Source organism: Methanoregula sp. (assembly GCA_026625165.1).
In the GTDB taxonomy this organism is placed as follows: Archaea; Halobacteriota; Methanomicrobia; order Methanomicrobiales; family Methanospirillaceae; genus MVRE01.
Genome location: CP112999.1, coordinates 1,882,131 through 1,898,103, shown reverse-complemented (window position 1 = coordinate 1,898,103; position 15,973 = coordinate 1,882,131). Strand labels below are relative to the sequence as shown.

Below are 15,973 nucleotides of genomic sequence, written 5' to 3'. Positions count from 1 at the left end.
ATTTTTTTTATTCACACACAACAAAACGAGAACAGGAGACAGTATACATGGATATCGAGATTATCGCAGTGGGCGGGTATGATGAAGTCGGGCGGAATATGACCGCCGTCCGCTGCGGAAAGGAAATTGTCATCTTTGACATGGGACTCCGCCTGGATCAGGTGATGATCCACGAAGACGCGGAGATCGAGAATATGCACTCCCTTGACCTGATAAAGATCAAGGCGATACCGGACGACACGATGATGAACTCGGTCGAGGGGACCGTGAAAGCGATTGTCTGCACCCATGGGCACCTTGACCATATCGGTGCAATCCCCAAACTGGCGCACAGGTACAACGCGCCGATCATATCAACCCCGTACACCACCGAGCTGATCCGCCAGCAGATATCGGGCGAGCAGAAATTCGGGGTCAACAACAAGCTCTTCCCGCTGAAGTCCGGGCAGCGGTACACGCTCTCGCAGACACTGGTGCTTGAGTTTGTGCGGATGCAGCACTCGATCATCGATACGGTGGTCGCGGTGCTCCACACCCCGCACGGCGCGATTGTTTATGCGCTGGACTTCAAGCTGGACCGGACCCCGGTGATCGGTGAACCGCCGGACTTTGCGCGGCTCCGGCAGATCGGGAAGGAAGGAGTAATCGCCCTGATTGTGGAATGCACCAACATCGAACGGTCAGGAAGGTGTCCCAGCGAGAGGATTGCCCGCAACCTTGTGCGGGACACAATCACGAGTTACGAGGACGACAAGAATGCAATCCTTGTTTCCACATTCTCCTCCCATATCTCGCGTGTCAAAACCATTGCGGAATGCGCCCACGAGATCGGGAGAAAACCGGTGCTCCTTGGCAGGTCGATGGAGCGGTACTCGGTAACTGCCGAGCAGATGAAGCTTGTTTCGTTCCCGTCTACGACCAGCGTCTTTGGCAACCGGCGCACCGTCGACCGGACAATGCGAAGGATGATGAAGGAGGGAAAGGAAAAATTCATGCCGATTGTCACAGGCCACCAGGGCGAACCCGGTTCGATCCTGACCCGTGTCGCCACGGGAGACACTCCCTACCTGCTTGCCAAAGGAGACAAGGTCGTTTTCTCGGCAAACGTCATCCCCAACCCGATGAACTTCGGGCAGCGGTACATGATCGAAGCGCACCTGAAACTTGCGGGAGTGCGTATATTTGAAGACCTGCATGTCAGCGGCCACGCGTACCGCGAAGACCACTACGAGATGGTCCAGATACTCAACCCGCAGCATGTCATCCCTGCGCACGGATCCATGAAAATGACCGCGAGCTATGCGGACTTTGCATCGGACATGGGGTACACGCTCCATTCTGACCTGCATATGCTCAGGAACGGGCAGCGCCTCAAACTGAACTAGGGGAATTGTGCCATGGAGCTTGAACCTTACCTTTCATCCGTCGCAGAACAGATAAACCACATGATTGACCGGTATTTTACCTGCCGGGTCGGTGAGCTGAACATGGCATCCGCACATCTCCTCGCTGCCGGGGGAAAGAGGCTGCGCCCCGCGGTTGTCATGCTTGCAGCGGATGCGGTGAAGCCCGGGAGCTCCTATGATATTATGCAGGCGGCTCTCGCGCTCGAGCTCACGCATACCTTCACCCTCATCCATGACGACATCATGGACGACGATTCCCTGCGGCGGGGAGTGCAGACCGTTCATACCAGATGGGACGTCCCGACCGGTATTCTGGCCGGCGATGTCCTCTATGCCCGTGCATTCGAGTTCATCTGCCTTTCGAATGCCGATGGCAATGCAAAGGCCCGTGCGGTATCGATGCTTGCCCGCGCCTGTGCCGATATCTGCGAGGGGCAGCATATGGACATGTCGTTTGAGAGGCGGGACGATGTGAACGAGTACGAATATATGGAGATGGTCAAGAAGAAGACCGGCGTCCTGTATGCAGCAGCTGCAGGGATCGGGGCGATCCTTGGCGGCGGCAACGCACAGCAGACAAAAACGCTCTATAACTTCGGGCTCAACACCGGAATCGCGTTCCAGATCCAGGACGATCTCATCGATCTTTTAACTTCTTCGGAAAAGAGCGGGAAAGACCGTGCCTCCGATCTCCGCGAAGGAAAGCAGACGCTTATTTCAATCAAGGCGAGGGAAAAAGGGGTCGATCTTTTAAAATACAAACGCGACCTCACGGATGCTGATATCGAAGCGGCAATCCGGGAGCTCACCGACGCAGGTGTTATTGCCGATGTCAGGAAGGTTGCAGCAGACCTTGTCGCCGACAGCAACAGGCACCTAGCGCTCCTCCCCCCGACACAGGAACGCCAGCTCTTAATGGACATCGGCGAATTCTTTGTGACACGGAGTTTCTAGATGGCAGGGCAGGAGCCAAAGGAGTTGCTCTTGTGCTGTGCGCTCCAGAACGCGGTGAAGCATGGCGGGGTCCCACAGGCAGGTGCCGTTATCGGTATGGTGATGGGAGCCCACCCTGAACTGCGGAGCCGGGCAAAGGAGATTTCCACGCTTGCCCGGGAAGTGATCTCAGAAGTTGCAGGGCTTACCCCGGGTGAGAGGGTGGCAAAACTGCAGGCGCTTGCCCCGGACATGTATGCAGCGCTCTCTGAGAAGCACGAACGCAAAAAAGTCCTCCCGGACCTTGAGGGAGCGGAAAACGGCGTCGTCATGCGGTTTGCGCCCAACCCCTCCGGGCCGCTCCATATCGGGCATGCACGGGCCGCGGTGCTCAACGACGCGTACGTGAAGCAGTACGGCGGCAGGTATATCCTTCGTATTGAAGATACCGACCCCAAGCGGGTTGACCCGGAAGCGTACGATACGGTGAGAGAAGATATAGCATGGCTCGGCCTTGGCATCACCGAAACGGTTACACAGAGCGACCGGCTGCCGCTCTATTACGACCTCTGCAGGCAGCTGATCGAGACGGGTGGGGCATATGTCTGCACGTGCGACAACGAGCGCTTTAAGGAACTTAAAGGGGCAAAGACCGCCTGCCCGTGCCGGGGGCATTCTGCTGAAAAGAACCTGATACTCTGGGAGAAGATGCTCGATCACACCTTCCGCGAAGGGGAAGCGTCTGTCAGGGTAAAGACCGATCTTCACCACCCCGACCCGGCGATGCGGGACTTCCCTGCGTTCCGTATCCTTGACTCCCCGCCGCACCCGAAGGTAAAAGCACATGTCTACCCGCTCATGAACTTCTCGGTTGTTGCCGATGACCATCTCCTCGGTGTAACGCACGTGATCCGGGGAAAAGACCACATAGCAAACACCCGTCGGCAGCGTTTCATCTACGACCATTTCGGCTGGAAGGTGCCCGTGTACCGGCACTATGGCAGGATGGGAATCGAGGGTGTTGTGCTCTCCACTTCGCAGATGCGGCTCGGTATAAAGGAGGGGACCTATACCGGCTGGGACGACATCCGGCTCGGCACGCTCCGGGCGCTCGCCCGCCGCGGGATCTCGCCGGAGGCAGTGAAGAACGCGATGCTTGCAATCGGGATTGGCGAGACTGACATCTCGTTCTCCTGGGACAACCTGTACGCGGAGAGCAGGAAACTTGTCGACCCTGTCGCGAACCGGTACTTCTTTGTGCCCGGCCCGGTATCAGTGACAATTAAAGGAGCGCCGGACCACACTGCTCATGCGATGCTCCACCCTTCTGATCCTGCACGCGGGGTGCGGACGCTTGTGTTCACCGGGACGGTGCTGCTCCCCAAAGCGGAGATCTCTTTTACAATGGCGATGGTAAGGCTCAAGGACCTCTTCAATGTGAAGGTCAAATGGAATGGTGGAATCCCGAAGATGGAGTACGCGGGCGATGCGCTCGCGGAAGCACGGGCGGCAAAGGCGCCGATTATCCAGTGGCTGCCGGCACAGGGCTGCATCCCGTGCACGCTCGTCACTCAGGACGGCGAACAGCAGGGCATGTGCGAGCCGGCTGTGCGGCAGGAGCTCGGGAAGGTTGTGCAGTTCGAGCGCGTCGGGTTTGCACGGGTCGATGCGGTCTCAACCACCGGTGTCGTTGCGTATTTCACACACAAGTGATACTCTAAATGGAGCGGCTGGAAAACGGGTCATCCCCCCATCCCATTCCAGGTACATCCCCAGTATACGGCTGGGCATTCGACCGTATTATTACCCGGTGCGACACAAATACCGGGTGGAATTTTCCCGATCTTCCGGGGAGATATGATACAGGTATGAACGATAGTCCCCTGCAACCGGCCGAGGATACGCATGTCACGGCTGCCGCAGGTGCAGCGGCGCCGTCACCGGATGGCGCACCGGATGGTTTCGTGCCGGTGCTCAAGGCGTACGCGGACCTCACCCGCATCCACTTCTTCTTTGCGTGGCCGCTCCTGTTCTGTTCTGGGCTAATGCTCGCGGCTGCCGCCTATGGGACATTCTCGTGGTGGCTGCTTTTCAAGGGAGCATTAATCGGGTTTTTCGGGTTTGAAGCCGGGCTGGTGCTCAACGATTACATTGACCGGGACTATGACCGCCGCGATATCGAGAATTACCGGCTCACAAAATACTGGCGGCTCTTTGGGAACCGCCCGATTCCCGCCGGTTTCGTAACCCCGCAGGCGGCATTCCGGTTGTTCGCGCTGCTCTTTGTTACGACCTTGTTTTTGGTAGCGACCCTCCCGTTTCCCAACTGCCTCTTTGTCTTTGCCATCATGCTCTTCTCCTACGCGGCCGAGGTGTTTTACCAGATAAAAAAGCGACACCAGTCGTTTCCGGTCTCCCAGCTTGTCGGGCGCATGGACTTCGCGCTCTTTCCTGTCGCCGGATACCTCTGTGCAGGATACCCTGACGGAACTGCGCTTGCCTATTTTGTCTTCTTCTACCCGTTTGCAATGGCGCACCTTGGCGCAAACGACTTAATCGATATCGCAAACGACCGTGCCCGTGAGCTCAGGACGATCCCCCTGCTCTACGGGATCAACGGGACGGTATACTGGATCGCCGGTTTCACTCTCCTGCATGCCGTTGCCGCGGCGCTCATGTTCCACCAAATCGGCACGATAGCCCGGGGGGGCATCCTGATCGGGCTGTTCCTGATGGGGGCAGCAAACGTGGTGATCCTGCAGAACAGGGACCCGGACACTGCAATGAAGGTGCTGCCATTGTTTCACATTACAATGGTGATCTATGCGGGTTCGCTTATTCTGGACTCCGCAATCCGGATCGGGTTGTTCTGACCGGGTATGCCAAGGCGTGTTCGATGCCGTTATGGTGTTTTGCGACAGAAAGTGTTGATAACGGTTTGCCGACCCGGAGGAATCATTCATGAGTGCCATCACCATCCGACCGGAAATCCCTGCTGACATCCCTGCCATTTTCAATGTGAACCTCAGGGCATTCGGGCAACCTGCCGAAGCAGAGCTGGTCAATGCATTGCGACGTGAGGGGGATTTCATTCCTGAACTCTCAATGGTTGCGGTTGACGGCGGGATTATTGCAGGGCATATCCTTTTTCCGCCGATCTCCATTGATTCACCTGCCGGACGGGTCCCCGCACTCGCCCTTGCGCCGATGGCGGTGCTCCCGGAGTACCAGCACCGTGGGATCGGCTCGCAGCTAGTACGGCACGGGCTTGCGGCGTGCAGGCGGCTCGGGCACCATATTGTGGTCCTGGTCGGCCACCCGGATTACTATCTCCGGTTCGGCTTTATGCCGGCCCGCAGGTATGGTATTGAAGCACCGTTTCCCGTCCCGGATGAAGCGTTCATGGTTCTGGGGCTGGACGAAGGGGCGCTTGACGGGATACGCGGGACGGTACGGTACCCGGGCGGGTTTGACGCGGTCTCCGGGCAAGGAAAATGAACGGAAGGGATCATTCCGGCCAGTACAGAAAGAGTCTTTCATTCCCTGCCCGCGTATCCCGGTATATTATCACAGAGGCTATACGTTTCCCCTCCCCATCTATCTTTAACGATCGATCCATATGGCAGGTTTGAGCCCCCCAGATCTTGAAAAGTATCTTGCAGGTTTTGTGAGCCCGGCACCCAAAAAAGTCCCGACCCGGGCGGGCACGGTTACCTGTGGCGGGCAGGCTGTACCTTGTTATAGCAACGAGTTCTGGACAGCGGGACAGCGGCAGGCATGCTCGATCCACGAGATCTCCTATCGCGCCTGTTTCAAACCCCAGCTCCCCCGGTTTTTCATCGGGTTACTGACCAAAAGAGGCGATACCGTGTACGACCCGTTTTCCGGGAGAGGGACAACAGTCATCGAAGCGGGGCTCCTTGGCCGCAATGTTATTGCAAATGACGCAAACCCTCTTTCCAGAATCGTGACCGAACCCCGGTTCTTTCCCCCGCAGATCGTGACAGTTGAGGGGCGGCTGCGTGCGATCCCCCGCAACACAGGAAATGATTCTGTCGACCTTTCGATGTTTTATCACCCAAGGACCAAACGCGAGATTATCGCGATCCGGGAGTACCTGTGCGGGAAACGGGAGCAGGGATCAGAAGATATGGTTGACCGGTGGATCGCGATGGTTGCGACCAACCGGCTGACCGGGCATTCGTCAGGGTTCTTTTCCGTCTACACTCTGCCGCCCAACCAGGCAGTATCGCGGGATAGCCAGAAACGTATCAATACGCAAAGAAAACAGGTGCCGGAGTACCGGGACACGCACCGTCTGGTTGAAAAAAAAACAAAGAGCCTCTTGCGCACACTGACAACTCCCCGTACACGCGCCCTGAAAACTGCCGGAAAACGGGCAAGGTTCCTGACCTGCGACGCACGGGAGACTCCTGAAATACCTGATAATTCTGTGCAGCTCACGGTTACATCCCCCCCGTTCCTTGACATCGTGCAGTACCGTGATGACAACTGGCTCCGGTGCTGGTTCAATGGTCTTGAAAGCGATGCAATAGGAAAGGCTATCACGATGGCGCGGACGGTGGATGGGTGGAAATCGGTCATGGGAAAGGTGTTTGATGAACTATACAGGGTCACAGCGCCCGGCGGGTGGGTGGCATTTGAAGTCGGCGAGGTGAGAAAAGGGACAGTACGGCTTGAAGAGCACGTCGTCCCGATCGGGATGAGTGCCGGATTTTCCTGCAAAGCGGTGATGATCAATGCACAGGCATTCACCAAGACTTCCCATATCTGGGGTGTGGATAATATGGGCTGTGGCACCAACACGAACCGGATCGTGGTGTTCAGAAAAGAGCCCTGATCCGGTTTTGCCGTTTTCCGATCATAATTTTAATAAAAAAACCCTTATATTAATACAACTTGGGTTTTTTCAAATGGTTGTTTCCGACAGCCGGAGCAAACGGTCACAAGAAGAACCCGCAGGTTCTTTGAATTGTCGAACCACGAAGTGGTGAGACTGGAGAAGAACTCATCAGAGTTCTTCGAATTGCCGAATATCGGAGAGATGAGACACGAGAATATTCTAAAAGAATCTTAGAATTGTCGAACCACGAAGTGGTGAGACTGGAGAAGAACTCATCAGAGTTCTTCGAATTGCCGAATATCGGAGAGATAAGACACGAGAATATTCTAAAAGAATCTTTGAATTGTCGAACCACGAAGTGGTGAGACTGGAGAAGAACTCATCAGAGTTCTTCGAAGTAGTGTTAACACAGCCAATCCCTAAATAGACAAATCTCCGCCTCGTTTGAGGCTACGATTGGTCATAATTGTTGTATTCAACACGATATTTAAGAAGTGATGGTTAAGTAGGCTGACAACCAACCACTACGCATGGTCACACAGATCCGGCGGTACGCCCAGATCGTGGACATCTTGGGCAAATACGGTTTTGGCATAGCGCTGGAGAAATTGTTCCCGGGAAAATCCCGGTTCCGTCTCCCCACCCCCGGCGGCCCGTCTGAGACCTCAACCGTTTACGAGAGGATACGTCTCGCAGTCGAAGAGCTCGGCCCGACGTTTGTCAAGTTCGGGCAGATCATGAGCACGAGGACGGAGCTCCTGCCGCCGGAGCTCATCGAAGAGCTCAAAAAACTGCAGGACCATGCCAAACCGCTGCCCTTTTCTGATGTCAAGGGCGTGATCCTCCAGACCTGCCCGGATATAGATGACTGGTTCCTCGAGATTGACGAGGCACCGCTTGCATCCGCATCAATCGGGCAGGTCCACTGCGCCGTGCTTAAGGACGGGACGAGGGTTGCAGTCAAAGTCCAGCGCCCCGGCATTCCCGATGTTATCGAGACCGACCTTGCAATCCTTATGTCGATGGCAGAGCGATTTGATGCAGTCTTTCCCGAGGTTCGGTTATACAATCCCATCGGCATGGTCGAGGACTTTGCCCAGCAGATACGAAAGGAACTCGACTTCATGCGGGACGCCCGCAACGCCGAGAGGATGTCCCGCAATTTCGTTAACGTTCCCGGCATCCGGTTCCCGAAGATATACTGGGAGTACTGCTCGTCCCGCGTAATGGTGATGGAGTATGTCGAAGGAGTGCGGATCGACAATGTTGAAGCGATCCGGGACCTGGGCATTGACCCCCACGAGGTCGGTGTCCGGGGTTTCCACGCGTACCTCAAGATGATCTTTGAGGACGGTTTCTTCCACGGTGATCCACACCCGGGGAACCTGCTGGTTACAAAAGAGGGCGACGTTATATTCCTCGACTTTGGCATTGTCGGTGTCCTGCGCCCTGAAAAGCGGCAGCTCTTTATCAACCTGCTCTTTGCACTGGTGACCGACGATATCGAGCTGATGCTCAAGTCCCTTGAAGGGTTCGGCATCCAGATCAACGAGAGCGACCGAGAGGCACTTCGTGACGACCTCTATATCATGATCCACGATTTCGGGGGCGACCAGGTGCAGCAGTTCAATTTCGGTCTGATGGTTACCGAGCTCACCGATACGATGCGGCGGTACCGGCTCAGAGTGCCAATGAACCTGATGCTTTTATTAAAGGTCTTTGTAATGGTGCTGGATATCGGGATTCGGCTTGATCCGTTCTTTAATTTCGGAAAGGAGATCACGCCCTACCTGACCAAGCTTGCCGACACCAACAACCTTTCCGCCGCGTACCTGAAACGGGCGTCCAACTCGATGATGGAGGCGGTCGACGGGATGTTTGACCTGCCGCGCAACGTGAACCTGATGTTAAAACGCCTATCCACCGGTACCGTCAGGCTCGAAGTCGTCGATACCGATATCCAGAAGCTCCAGATGGCACTTGACCGTGCGAGCGACAAGCTGATGATCGGGCTGGTCGTGGCAGCGCTCGTGGTCGGTTCATCGCTTGTCCTGATCTCTTCCTCCCTGACCCTGCCAAACGAAGTGTTCTGGCTCGCAATCCTCGGTTACAGCGCCGCGGTGCTCGTCGGGTTCTATGCGATCTACCATGTCATATTCCTGAAGTTCAGGCTGGAACGGTAGACTTTTTTTTATTTATTGCTCCGATGTTCTCTCTCGTTATTCAGAGGAATTCCCTGAGCACTTCCCAGTATCCCGCCTTTTCTGCAAGGGTAAACCTTGTGTTTGCCGGGCTCGTGGATGGCAACGGAATCCGGCAGATGCATTCCAGGAGCCGGATCCCTGCCCCATACCGTGCAGCGGCAGCCCCGTTGAATGCAACGGCGCGGATTGTCGGGTGGGATGTGAGCAGGCGTTCTATGGGATTAAAAACCGGGTCCCTGATCCTGTGGTCGGCGCTCCCTTCCCTCCTGCAGGAGGAAATGACGTCCCAGAGGGCAATGCCGCGCCGGACCAGCTCCCCGGTGCGCTGTGCATAGTCCTGGTGACGGTCAACGCTAAAGAGATGTTCTGTTATCTGCCAGAACTGGTTCTGCGGGTGAGCATAGTACCTGAGGGCGGCAAGGGACGTTTCGCCAGGGAAACTGCCGAGAATGAGAATGACAGGCGCACTGCCAATTACCGGTTTCAGCCCTTTACACCTCAGGGAACCAGTGCCGGAACTTGGGGGAGCCATAGGAAAAAAGGATGTGTGCGGTAAAATCTCCGGATATCAGTCTTTTTTAAAGTAGAGCTTGCAGTGGCAGCTGCCTTCGTTTGCGATCTCGTCCGTATGGTACACGCACGGGCACTCGATCGCCCGGTCTTTCTCCTCGTCCCCGCTGCGGAGCCGGCAGGGACAGTACTTGTGCCCGAACTTTTCCCTGTTCCTGACAAGCCCACGGATCACCGTCGCAAGCTGTTTTTCATCCGGGTTAAGGACAAGGTTATGCTGCTGTGCATAGCCCTTCGCCCATTTCAGCATATCCGCTCCGGAAGTATCTTCATCCGGCATGGTATCGCGAACTTTATTAGAATTCTTCATTCTATCCCTTTTACCTGTGGATTGTATTTTATCTGACACGTTATGCTTTGCGCTCGATGCACTGGATCATGGAATTAAAATCCTTCTTTATTACCGGCATCCCCTCTGTTATTCGATGATCCTCTTTGCCACACGGTTGTAGGTCGCCATGACGTCGCCCTTGTCGAACCGGTACACGTCCTTGTCCAGCGATTCTCCGGTCTTTTTGTCCCAGAGGCGCATCGAGTCCATCGAGATCTCATCGCCAAGGTAGATCACCTTTCCCTGCCTGCCAAACTCCATCTTGAAGTCAACGAGCGTGATGCCCTGTTCTGCAAGAAGGGAAAAGAGCAGGTCGTTGACTTTGAGTGCCGTATTCTTGATCTTTTTGAGTTCTGCCGGGGTGCAGAGCCTGAGGGCGGCAATAATGTCGTCGTTGAGCATCGGGTCGTGCCGGGTGTCGTCCTTGTAATCAATGACAATGACGGGCGGATCGAGTTTTGTACCCTCTTTTATCGGGTAGTTGCGGACAATCGACCCTGCAGCAACGTTCCGGACAATCACCTCGAACGGGATCATGGCAAGTTCCCGCACGACCATGGTGCAGTCGTCAATCATGCTCACAAAATGGGTCTTTATCCCGTGCTTTTCAAGGTATTCAAAAAAGAATGCGGAGACGCGGGCATTGTAACTGCCCTTATCCTCCAGCACATCCTTTTTACTGCCGTCAAATGCTGTGATGTCGTCACGGAACCTGACGATCAGCCTGCCTTTTTTTTCCGTGCGGTACACGGACTTCGCCTTGCCCTCGTATAACAGTTCGCGCTGCTTCACGGATTTTTCCTCTTATCTAATGTATGTGCGAGCCTGTTTATTAGGGGTTGCAGGACAGGGGGGTACCACCCACGCTCGATGAAGTGCGGGTAGATGCATAGGCGCTCTTTGAGTTCCGCGTCGCCGACAATTTCTTTGAGCCGGCCGATCTCCGGCCACGGGTGCTCCGGGTTCACGTAATCGATCGTGAGCGGGGAGACGCCCCCAAGGTCATCCACCCCGCAGGGGATGAGCGCCTGCGCATCGATCAGGTTGGGGGGGATCTGGATGGCGATATCGCGGGGGAGGATCTCGCGGGCCTGCCTGATGGTTGCGCAGATCTCGCGGGTTGTCGGTTCGGGGGTGCCCTCCATCGGCGTTCCGGGCTTGGGGCAGAAATTCTGGATGATCACTTCCTGAATGTGCCCGAAACGCCGGTGCATGGCGCGGATCACTTCAAGGGATTCCTCCCGATCCACCGGTGTCTCACCGATGCCCAGCAGGAGCCCGGTGGTAAACGGAATCTTAAGCCTTCCGGCATCCTCCATCATTTCAATCCGGACTTCCGGTTTTTTTCCCGGGGAGTTATGGTGGGCGGGGACATCAGCAGTGGTCTCGAGCATGATCCCCATGCTTGCGTTCACTTCACGGAGCCTGTCCATCTCATTATACGTCAGGATGCCGGCATTGGTGTGAGGGAGCAAACCGTAATGAATAGACTTCCTGCACATTTCGTACACATAGTCAAGGAACCTCCCGTACCCGGCCTTTTGGAGACAGGGGATGAACCCGGGCTCCAGTTCGGGGCGTTCGCCAAAGGTAAAAAGAGCCTCGGTGCACCCCAGCACAGCCCCTTTTTTTATCGTCTCTTCCACAACCTCCGGCGCAAGCAGGCACCCGTCCTGTACCGGTGTCCGGAAGCAGCAGTACCCGCACCGGTTCCGGCAGACGGTGGTGAGCGGGAGAAATATATTTCGGGAATAGGTTATGGTGCGGTGCGCCATGGGAGTATCACGCAGCTTTTGGCCCCGGTAGTTTTTGATCTGCCGTGCAATAGTTCTTTTTCTGCCGGATATCAGGCCGAAATTTCCGGAGGCGCCTTTCCAAAAAGCCATTTTTTTATTTATCGGCTCTGTAGAAATCCCTGATCTCACCTCATTATCAAAGACCCATGATGAACCGGTTTTCGACGGATATCGTAAGGGGGGATGTCTGCTATCCTTAAAGGATGGCGGACTCGTAAAAATGGTCGTCAGACCTTTTTTTAAGTGCCGCAGTGGCGGGGGCAATGTAACTCGAAGATGTCCATCGGGACATCTTCTTCAGTTTGCCCTTCCCTGCAGGGAACGGCAAACACCCCCAAGAACGTTATGAAAAACGATGATTTCTACAGAGCCTATTCATCGTTAGTTTAATAACCGGGTGTAATAAGTAGTGTATACGAGCACTCCCCTGCGGCAACTTCATGGAACAACATTAAAAACGGGTGAACATGTCTCCGAACCTTCCCGACTCCCGGAATCCGACAAGATATGATGAACCGAGTGCAACGTCTGGCTCCGGCGAGCCGGATCGTGAAGACCTTCTGCGGGCACTTGCACTTGCGGAAAAGAAACTGGAGATCGTAGGCAGTGTCACCCGGCACGATGCGCTTAACCAGCTCACCGCGATTATGGGCTATAACGAGCTTCTGGGCACCATGGTGCAGGATAAGGAACAACAGAATTTCCTTGAGATCGAACGCAGGTCATCAGAAAAGATGCGGCGGATCTTTGCGTACTCGAAAGTATACCAGAGTATCGGACTTGAACCGCCCGTCTGGCAGAATTTCGGGATGCTGATCAGGTTTGCCCGGGATGAGGTGGATACTGGTAACGTCGCGATCCGGTCGGACGTGGATGCCTGCTCGGTATTTGCTGCCCCCCTCTTTGTAAAAGTTCTTGTGTATCTCTTTGACAACGCGGCCAGGCATGGGAAGAGCACGACCGGAATTCAGATCCGGCTCCGGCAGAACGGTCAGGATGCAGTGCTATGTATCGAAGATGACGGTGTCGGGGTGCATGACGGAGATAAAGAGAAAATCTTTGACAAAGGCTTCGGGAAATATACGGGATGGGGTCTCTTTGTCGCCCGCGACATCCTTGCGGCAAACGGCATGACTATTAAGGAGACGGGCACCGCAGGAGCCGGTGCGTGTTTTGAGATACGGATCCCTGCAGAGCGTATACGGATAGGAACCGGCCCTGTCCGCACCTGACATCCGGATTTACCGGAATGACCGGGGATCCTGTACCACGTCCGGCTGCGTGACCGGTTCAACACCTTTTTTTCCTTTCCCGTAGTACAGAACATACCATGACCGTGGCAGTGGCAGTCATCCCGTTCAAGCCGAAAAATCCCAAGACCCGACTCTCGTGCGTTCTTGACGAACAGGAACGGGAAGCGTTTGCCGAATCGATGCTCTCAGATGTGGTCGCTGCAGTAAAAGATGCAGACTGCCAGCCAGTAATCCTCAGCACCGAGCTATTTGACTCCGAACTGGTGCAGGTTACGATTCAGGAAAAGGGACTATCCGACGCCCTGAATGAATACCTTGCCTGTGCAATAAGCAAAGTCCTTATCATCATGGCAGATATCCCGCTCGCGGACGAGGCATCGATTCAACAGGTGCTTTCCACACAAAAGGATATGGCAATCGTGCCGGGGCGTGGCGGGGGCACCAATGTGATCTACCTCAAGGAACCCTCAAAGTATCATGTCGATTATTATGGCGGGAGCTTTTTAAAGCACATGAAGATTGCGCAGGAGTGCGGGCTCTCCTGTGAGGTTATCGACTCTTTTCTGCTGCACACGGACATCGATGAAAAGGAAGACCTTGTTGAGCTCCTGATCCACGGGACTGGGAAGAGCCGGGCGTTCCTTCTTGAACGGGGTTTTGCGATCATAACCGACGACAAAGGCCGGGTCGGGGTCGAGAGGCGTTCCCCGTAAAAGTAGATGCAATCTTAACCGGAAATGGATATGGATTCAGGCAACAATACCGGGCCGGATTTTGAGCGACTGGAGTTCCTCGGAGATCGCGTCCTTAACCTTATTATCTCCGAGTACCTCTACCGGAATTATCCCACACTCTCGGAAGGGGAGATGACAAAGAGGATGGTGGTGGTTTCAAATGCATATCTCGACATGATTGTGCCGGATTTCAGGCCGTTTATTGACAAATGTTCTCCTGGTTTTTTATTGCATAGGCGGGGGCAGGTCACAGCTGTCACATCAGATGATTTTGAGGCATGGATCGGCATGCTTTATCTTTCCGAGGGGATCTTAAGGGTGAAAGAATCTGTTCTGATGCTGATGTCAGAGGAGATCGATCGATTCGATCCTGAACGAAATTATATCGGCATCCTTCAGGAATATTTTCAGAGGCATGGAGATGCTCCCCCTCAGTATGAATTGATACGTTCTGACGGCCCCCCTCACAAGCCGACATTTACGTTTCAGGTCGCGCTTGCCGACGGGCGGTGCGGTGTAGGAAGTGGCGGAAATAAAACAGGTGCAAAGCAGGAAGCCGCCCGCCTTGCGCTGGAACACCTCGCGGCTAAACCCGTATAGTTTACCGGTCCGGCTCTTGCTCTGACAGGTTTTTCTGTGTTTTTGCCACCTGCCACAGGACCGGGAGCGCAGCACACTGCATGACGACCATGAAGGCAGCGGCATAGCTGATGTTGAATTCATACAATGCCCCGATGACAAGACTGCCGGCAAACCATGAGCCGCCATAGATCGTGTTGAAGACACCGTAGGCAAATCCCCGGCCACCCGGTGGCGTAAAATCAGCGACTGCAGCGCGGAGCACCGTCTCCTGCATACCCATGGAAGCACCCCAGAGCACCGCACCGGCCAGTGCTGCACTATATAATGGAAAGAACACGATAAGCGGGATGGCAAGGCCGACAACCGGGATTGCCCCGAGCACTGCGAGCCCGTACCGGTCGTACGCCCTGCCGGCACCGAGTGCCACGATGGCATCGACCGCCATGGCGATCGCGTAGAACGCAGGGATCTCTGCATCGGACACGATCGAAAGTGCCTTGAAATGGAACGCGAGCAGGGGAAAGACCACAAATCCCGCCATTGTCAGCGCAGTAAAGACTGCATACAGCCGGATCTGGCGCGAGCTGCCCTTTCTTTTTCTCTCACCGGGTACGGAACCGGCTGCAGGTTCGAATGCGGCAGGATCCGGCATGCTCCTCCATGCAATGAGTAACGCAACGAGAAGAAGTGCAAACGGGATGGCAAGAAGTCCAAACCCGCCCCTGTATCCCCCTCCAGTTGCAAGGGCGAGCACAAAGAGCATCGGCCCGGCAACAGCGCCGATCTGGTCAAGCGCCTCATGGAGACCAAAGCCCCACCCCCTCCCTACCGCTGAGGTAGCATGCGACAGTATTGCATCCTTTGAAGGTGAACGGAGGGCCTTTCCGATCCGCTCTGCGATGAGCAGGAGTGCCGCGATCTCCCAGTTGCCGGCCCACACGAGGAGCGGGATCGCCCCGATCATCAGGTAGCCGGCGATCACAAATGCCCAGTACTGCTTTGACTTGTCCGCGAGATATCCCGTGGCAATACGGATCGCGTATCCTGCAAATTCACCGAACCCGGCAACGAACGCAACGGTAAAGGCAGACGCGCCCAGCGTGAAGAGGAACGGGCCGGCAACGCTCCGTCCCCCTTCATACACGACATCTCCGAGCATGGCAACGATGCCAAAGAGGATGATGAGCCGGTACGCTTTTGATTTCCGGGCTGCGGGGTCTTCACTCATAACAGGCATTGGATCAGGCTCCGGATAATGTACTTTTGAATATGTTCACTAAATTATTTCATATGGACATAA

At 55.2% G+C, this 15,973-nt stretch carries 15 protein-coding genes; 10 read left to right on the top strand and 5 right to left on the bottom strand.

The genetic code is table 11. The annotated features are described in order from the left end of the window. Positions 1–47 precede the first annotated feature (47 nt). The 7 genes from OS112_09950 to OS112_09920 all read left to right on the top strand — a co-directional run bounded on the left by OS112_09950 (position 48) and on the right by OS112_09920 (position 9,386). Positions 48–1,385, top strand: coding sequence for an RNase J family beta-CASP ribonuclease (locus tag OS112_09950; protein WAC04762.1), 1,338 nt, complete (start codon positions 48–50; stop codon positions 1,383–1,385). A gap of 12 nt (positions 1,386–1,397) precedes the next feature. Beyond that, positions 1,398–2,360 carry a polyprenyl synthetase family protein gene (locus tag OS112_09945; protein ID WAC04761.1) on the top strand — a complete coding sequence of 321 codons (963 nt, stop codon included), beginning with the start codon at positions 1,398–1,400 and terminating at the stop codon, positions 2,358–2,360. Beyond that, complete coding sequence (locus tag OS112_09940) at positions 2,361–4,052, top strand: glutamate--tRNA ligase (GenBank protein ID WAC04760.1); 1,692 nt, start codon at positions 2,361–2,363, stop codon at positions 4,050–4,052. A gap of 155 nt (positions 4,053–4,207) precedes the next feature. Continuing rightward, on the top strand, positions 4,208–5,212 hold the full coding sequence (locus OS112_09935; protein WAC04759.1) for a UbiA family prenyltransferase: 1,005 nt from the start codon (positions 4,208–4,210) through the stop codon (positions 5,210–5,212). An 88-nt stretch (positions 5,213–5,300) separates the two neighbouring features. Beyond that, positions 5,301–5,837, top strand: coding sequence for an N-acetyltransferase (locus tag OS112_09930; GenBank protein ID WAC04758.1), 537 nt, complete (start codon positions 5,301–5,303; stop codon positions 5,835–5,837). Between the two features lie 121 nt (positions 5,838–5,958). Next, positions 5,959–7,200 carry a DNA methyltransferase gene (locus OS112_09925; protein WAC04757.1) on the top strand — a complete coding sequence of 414 codons (1,242 nt, stop codon included), beginning with the start codon at positions 5,959–5,961 and terminating at the stop codon, positions 7,198–7,200. Between the two features lie 533 nt (positions 7,201–7,733). Next, positions 7,734–9,386 carry an AarF/ABC1/UbiB kinase family protein gene (locus OS112_09920; protein WAC04756.1) on the top strand — a complete coding sequence of 551 codons (1,653 nt, stop codon included), beginning with the start codon at positions 7,734–7,736 and terminating at the stop codon, positions 9,384–9,386. Between the two features lie 40 nt (positions 9,387–9,426). Here OS112_09920 and OS112_09915 read toward each other — a convergent pair whose 3' ends face one another. From OS112_09915 to cofG, 4 genes are all read right to left on the bottom strand, one after another. After that, the gene (locus OS112_09915; protein ID WAC04755.1) at positions 9,427–9,939 is read right to left on the bottom strand and encodes a DNA-deoxyinosine glycosylase; all 513 of its coding nucleotides are present in this window, start codon (positions 9,937–9,939) and stop codon (positions 9,427–9,429) included. Positions 9,940–9,975: 36 nt separating this feature from the next. Then, positions 9,976–10,287, bottom strand: a complete 312-nt coding sequence (locus tag OS112_09910) for a ferredoxin:thioredoxin reductase (protein WAC04754.1) — start codon at positions 10,285–10,287, stop codon at positions 9,976–9,978. A 108-nt stretch (positions 10,288–10,395) separates the two neighbouring features. Then, positions 10,396–11,100 (bottom strand): phosphoribosylaminoimidazolesuccinocarboxamide synthase, encoded by a 705-nt coding sequence (locus tag OS112_09905; GenBank protein WAC04753.1) that lies wholly within the window; start codon positions 11,098–11,100, stop codon positions 10,396–10,398. Beyond that, a complete protein-coding gene (gene cofG / locus OS112_09900; protein ID WAC06174.1) occupies positions 11,097–12,083 on the bottom strand; it encodes a 7,8-didemethyl-8-hydroxy-5-deazariboflavin synthase CofG in 987 nt (328 codons plus the stop codon). The genes OS112_09905 and cofG overlap by 4 nt, the downstream gene beginning before the upstream one ends. A 488-nt stretch (positions 12,084–12,571) precedes the next feature. Between cofG and OS112_09895 the strand changes: the two genes are divergently transcribed. The 3 genes from OS112_09895 (at position 12,572) to OS112_09885 (ending at position 14,691) form a co-directional block, all read left to right on the top strand. Beyond that, positions 12,572–13,336, top strand: a complete 765-nt coding sequence (locus OS112_09895) for a HAMP domain-containing sensor histidine kinase (GenBank protein WAC04752.1) — start codon at positions 12,572–12,574, stop codon at positions 13,334–13,336. 98 nt (positions 13,337–13,434) lie between these two features. After that, positions 13,435–14,070 carry a 2-phospho-L-lactate guanylyltransferase gene (gene cofC, locus OS112_09890; GenBank protein ID WAC04751.1) on the top strand — a complete coding sequence of 212 codons (636 nt, stop codon included), beginning with the start codon at positions 13,435–13,437 and terminating at the stop codon, positions 14,068–14,070. 24 nt (positions 14,071–14,094) lie between these two features. Next, on the top strand, positions 14,095–14,691 hold the full coding sequence (locus OS112_09885) for a putative dsRNA-binding protein (GenBank protein WAC04750.1): 597 nt from the start codon (positions 14,095–14,097) through the stop codon (positions 14,689–14,691). A gap of 1 nt (position 14,692) precedes the next feature. On the opposite strand, the gene OS112_09880 is transcribed toward OS112_09885, so the two are convergent. Continuing rightward, positions 14,693–15,901 (bottom strand): MFS transporter, encoded by a 1,209-nt coding sequence (locus OS112_09880; protein ID WAC04749.1) that lies wholly within the window; start codon positions 15,899–15,901, stop codon positions 14,693–14,695. Positions 15,902–15,973 lie beyond the last annotated feature (72 nt).

Coding starts and splice junctions, on each gene's coding strand:
- OS112_09885 (WAC04750.1), top strand. CDS start 14,095: ATGGATATGGATTCAGGCAACAATACCGGGCCGGATTTTGAGCGACTG.
- OS112_09895 (WAC04752.1), top strand. CDS start 12,572: ATGTCTCCGAACCTTCCCGACTCCCGGAATCCGACAAGATATGATGAA.
- OS112_09925 (WAC04757.1), top strand. CDS start 5,959: ATGGCAGGTTTGAGCCCCCCAGATCTTGAAAAGTATCTTGCAGGTTTT.
- OS112_09935 (WAC04759.1), top strand. CDS start 4,208: ATGAACGATAGTCCCCTGCAACCGGCCGAGGATACGCATGTCACGGCT.
- OS112_09940 (WAC04760.1), top strand. CDS start 2,361: ATGGCAGGGCAGGAGCCAAAGGAGTTGCTCTTGTGCTGTGCGCTCCAG.
- OS112_09945 (WAC04761.1), top strand. CDS start 1,398: ATGGAGCTTGAACCTTACCTTTCATCCGTCGCAGAACAGATAAACCAC.
- OS112_09915 (WAC04755.1), bottom strand. CDS start 9,939: ATGGCTCCCCCAAGTTCCGGCACTGGTTCCCTGAGGTGTAAAGGGCTG.
- OS112_09920 (WAC04756.1), top strand. CDS start 7,734: ATGGTCACACAGATCCGGCGGTACGCCCAGATCGTGGACATCTTGGGC.
- OS112_09930 (WAC04758.1), top strand. CDS start 5,301: ATGAGTGCCATCACCATCCGACCGGAAATCCCTGCTGACATCCCTGCC.
- OS112_09910 (WAC04754.1), bottom strand. CDS start 10,287: ATGAAGAATTCTAATAAAGTTCGCGATACCATGCCGGATGAAGATACT.
- OS112_09880 (WAC04749.1), bottom strand. CDS start 15,901: ATGAGTGAAGACCCCGCAGCCCGGAAATCAAAAGCGTACCGGCTCATC.
- cofC (WAC04751.1), top strand. CDS start 13,435: ATGACCGTGGCAGTGGCAGTCATCCCGTTCAAGCCGAAAAATCCCAAG.
- OS112_09950 (WAC04762.1), top strand. CDS start 48: ATGGATATCGAGATTATCGCAGTGGGCGGGTATGATGAAGTCGGGCGG.
- cofG (WAC06174.1), bottom strand. CDS start 12,083: ATGGCGCACCGCACCATAACCTATTCCCGAAATATATTTCTCCCGCTC.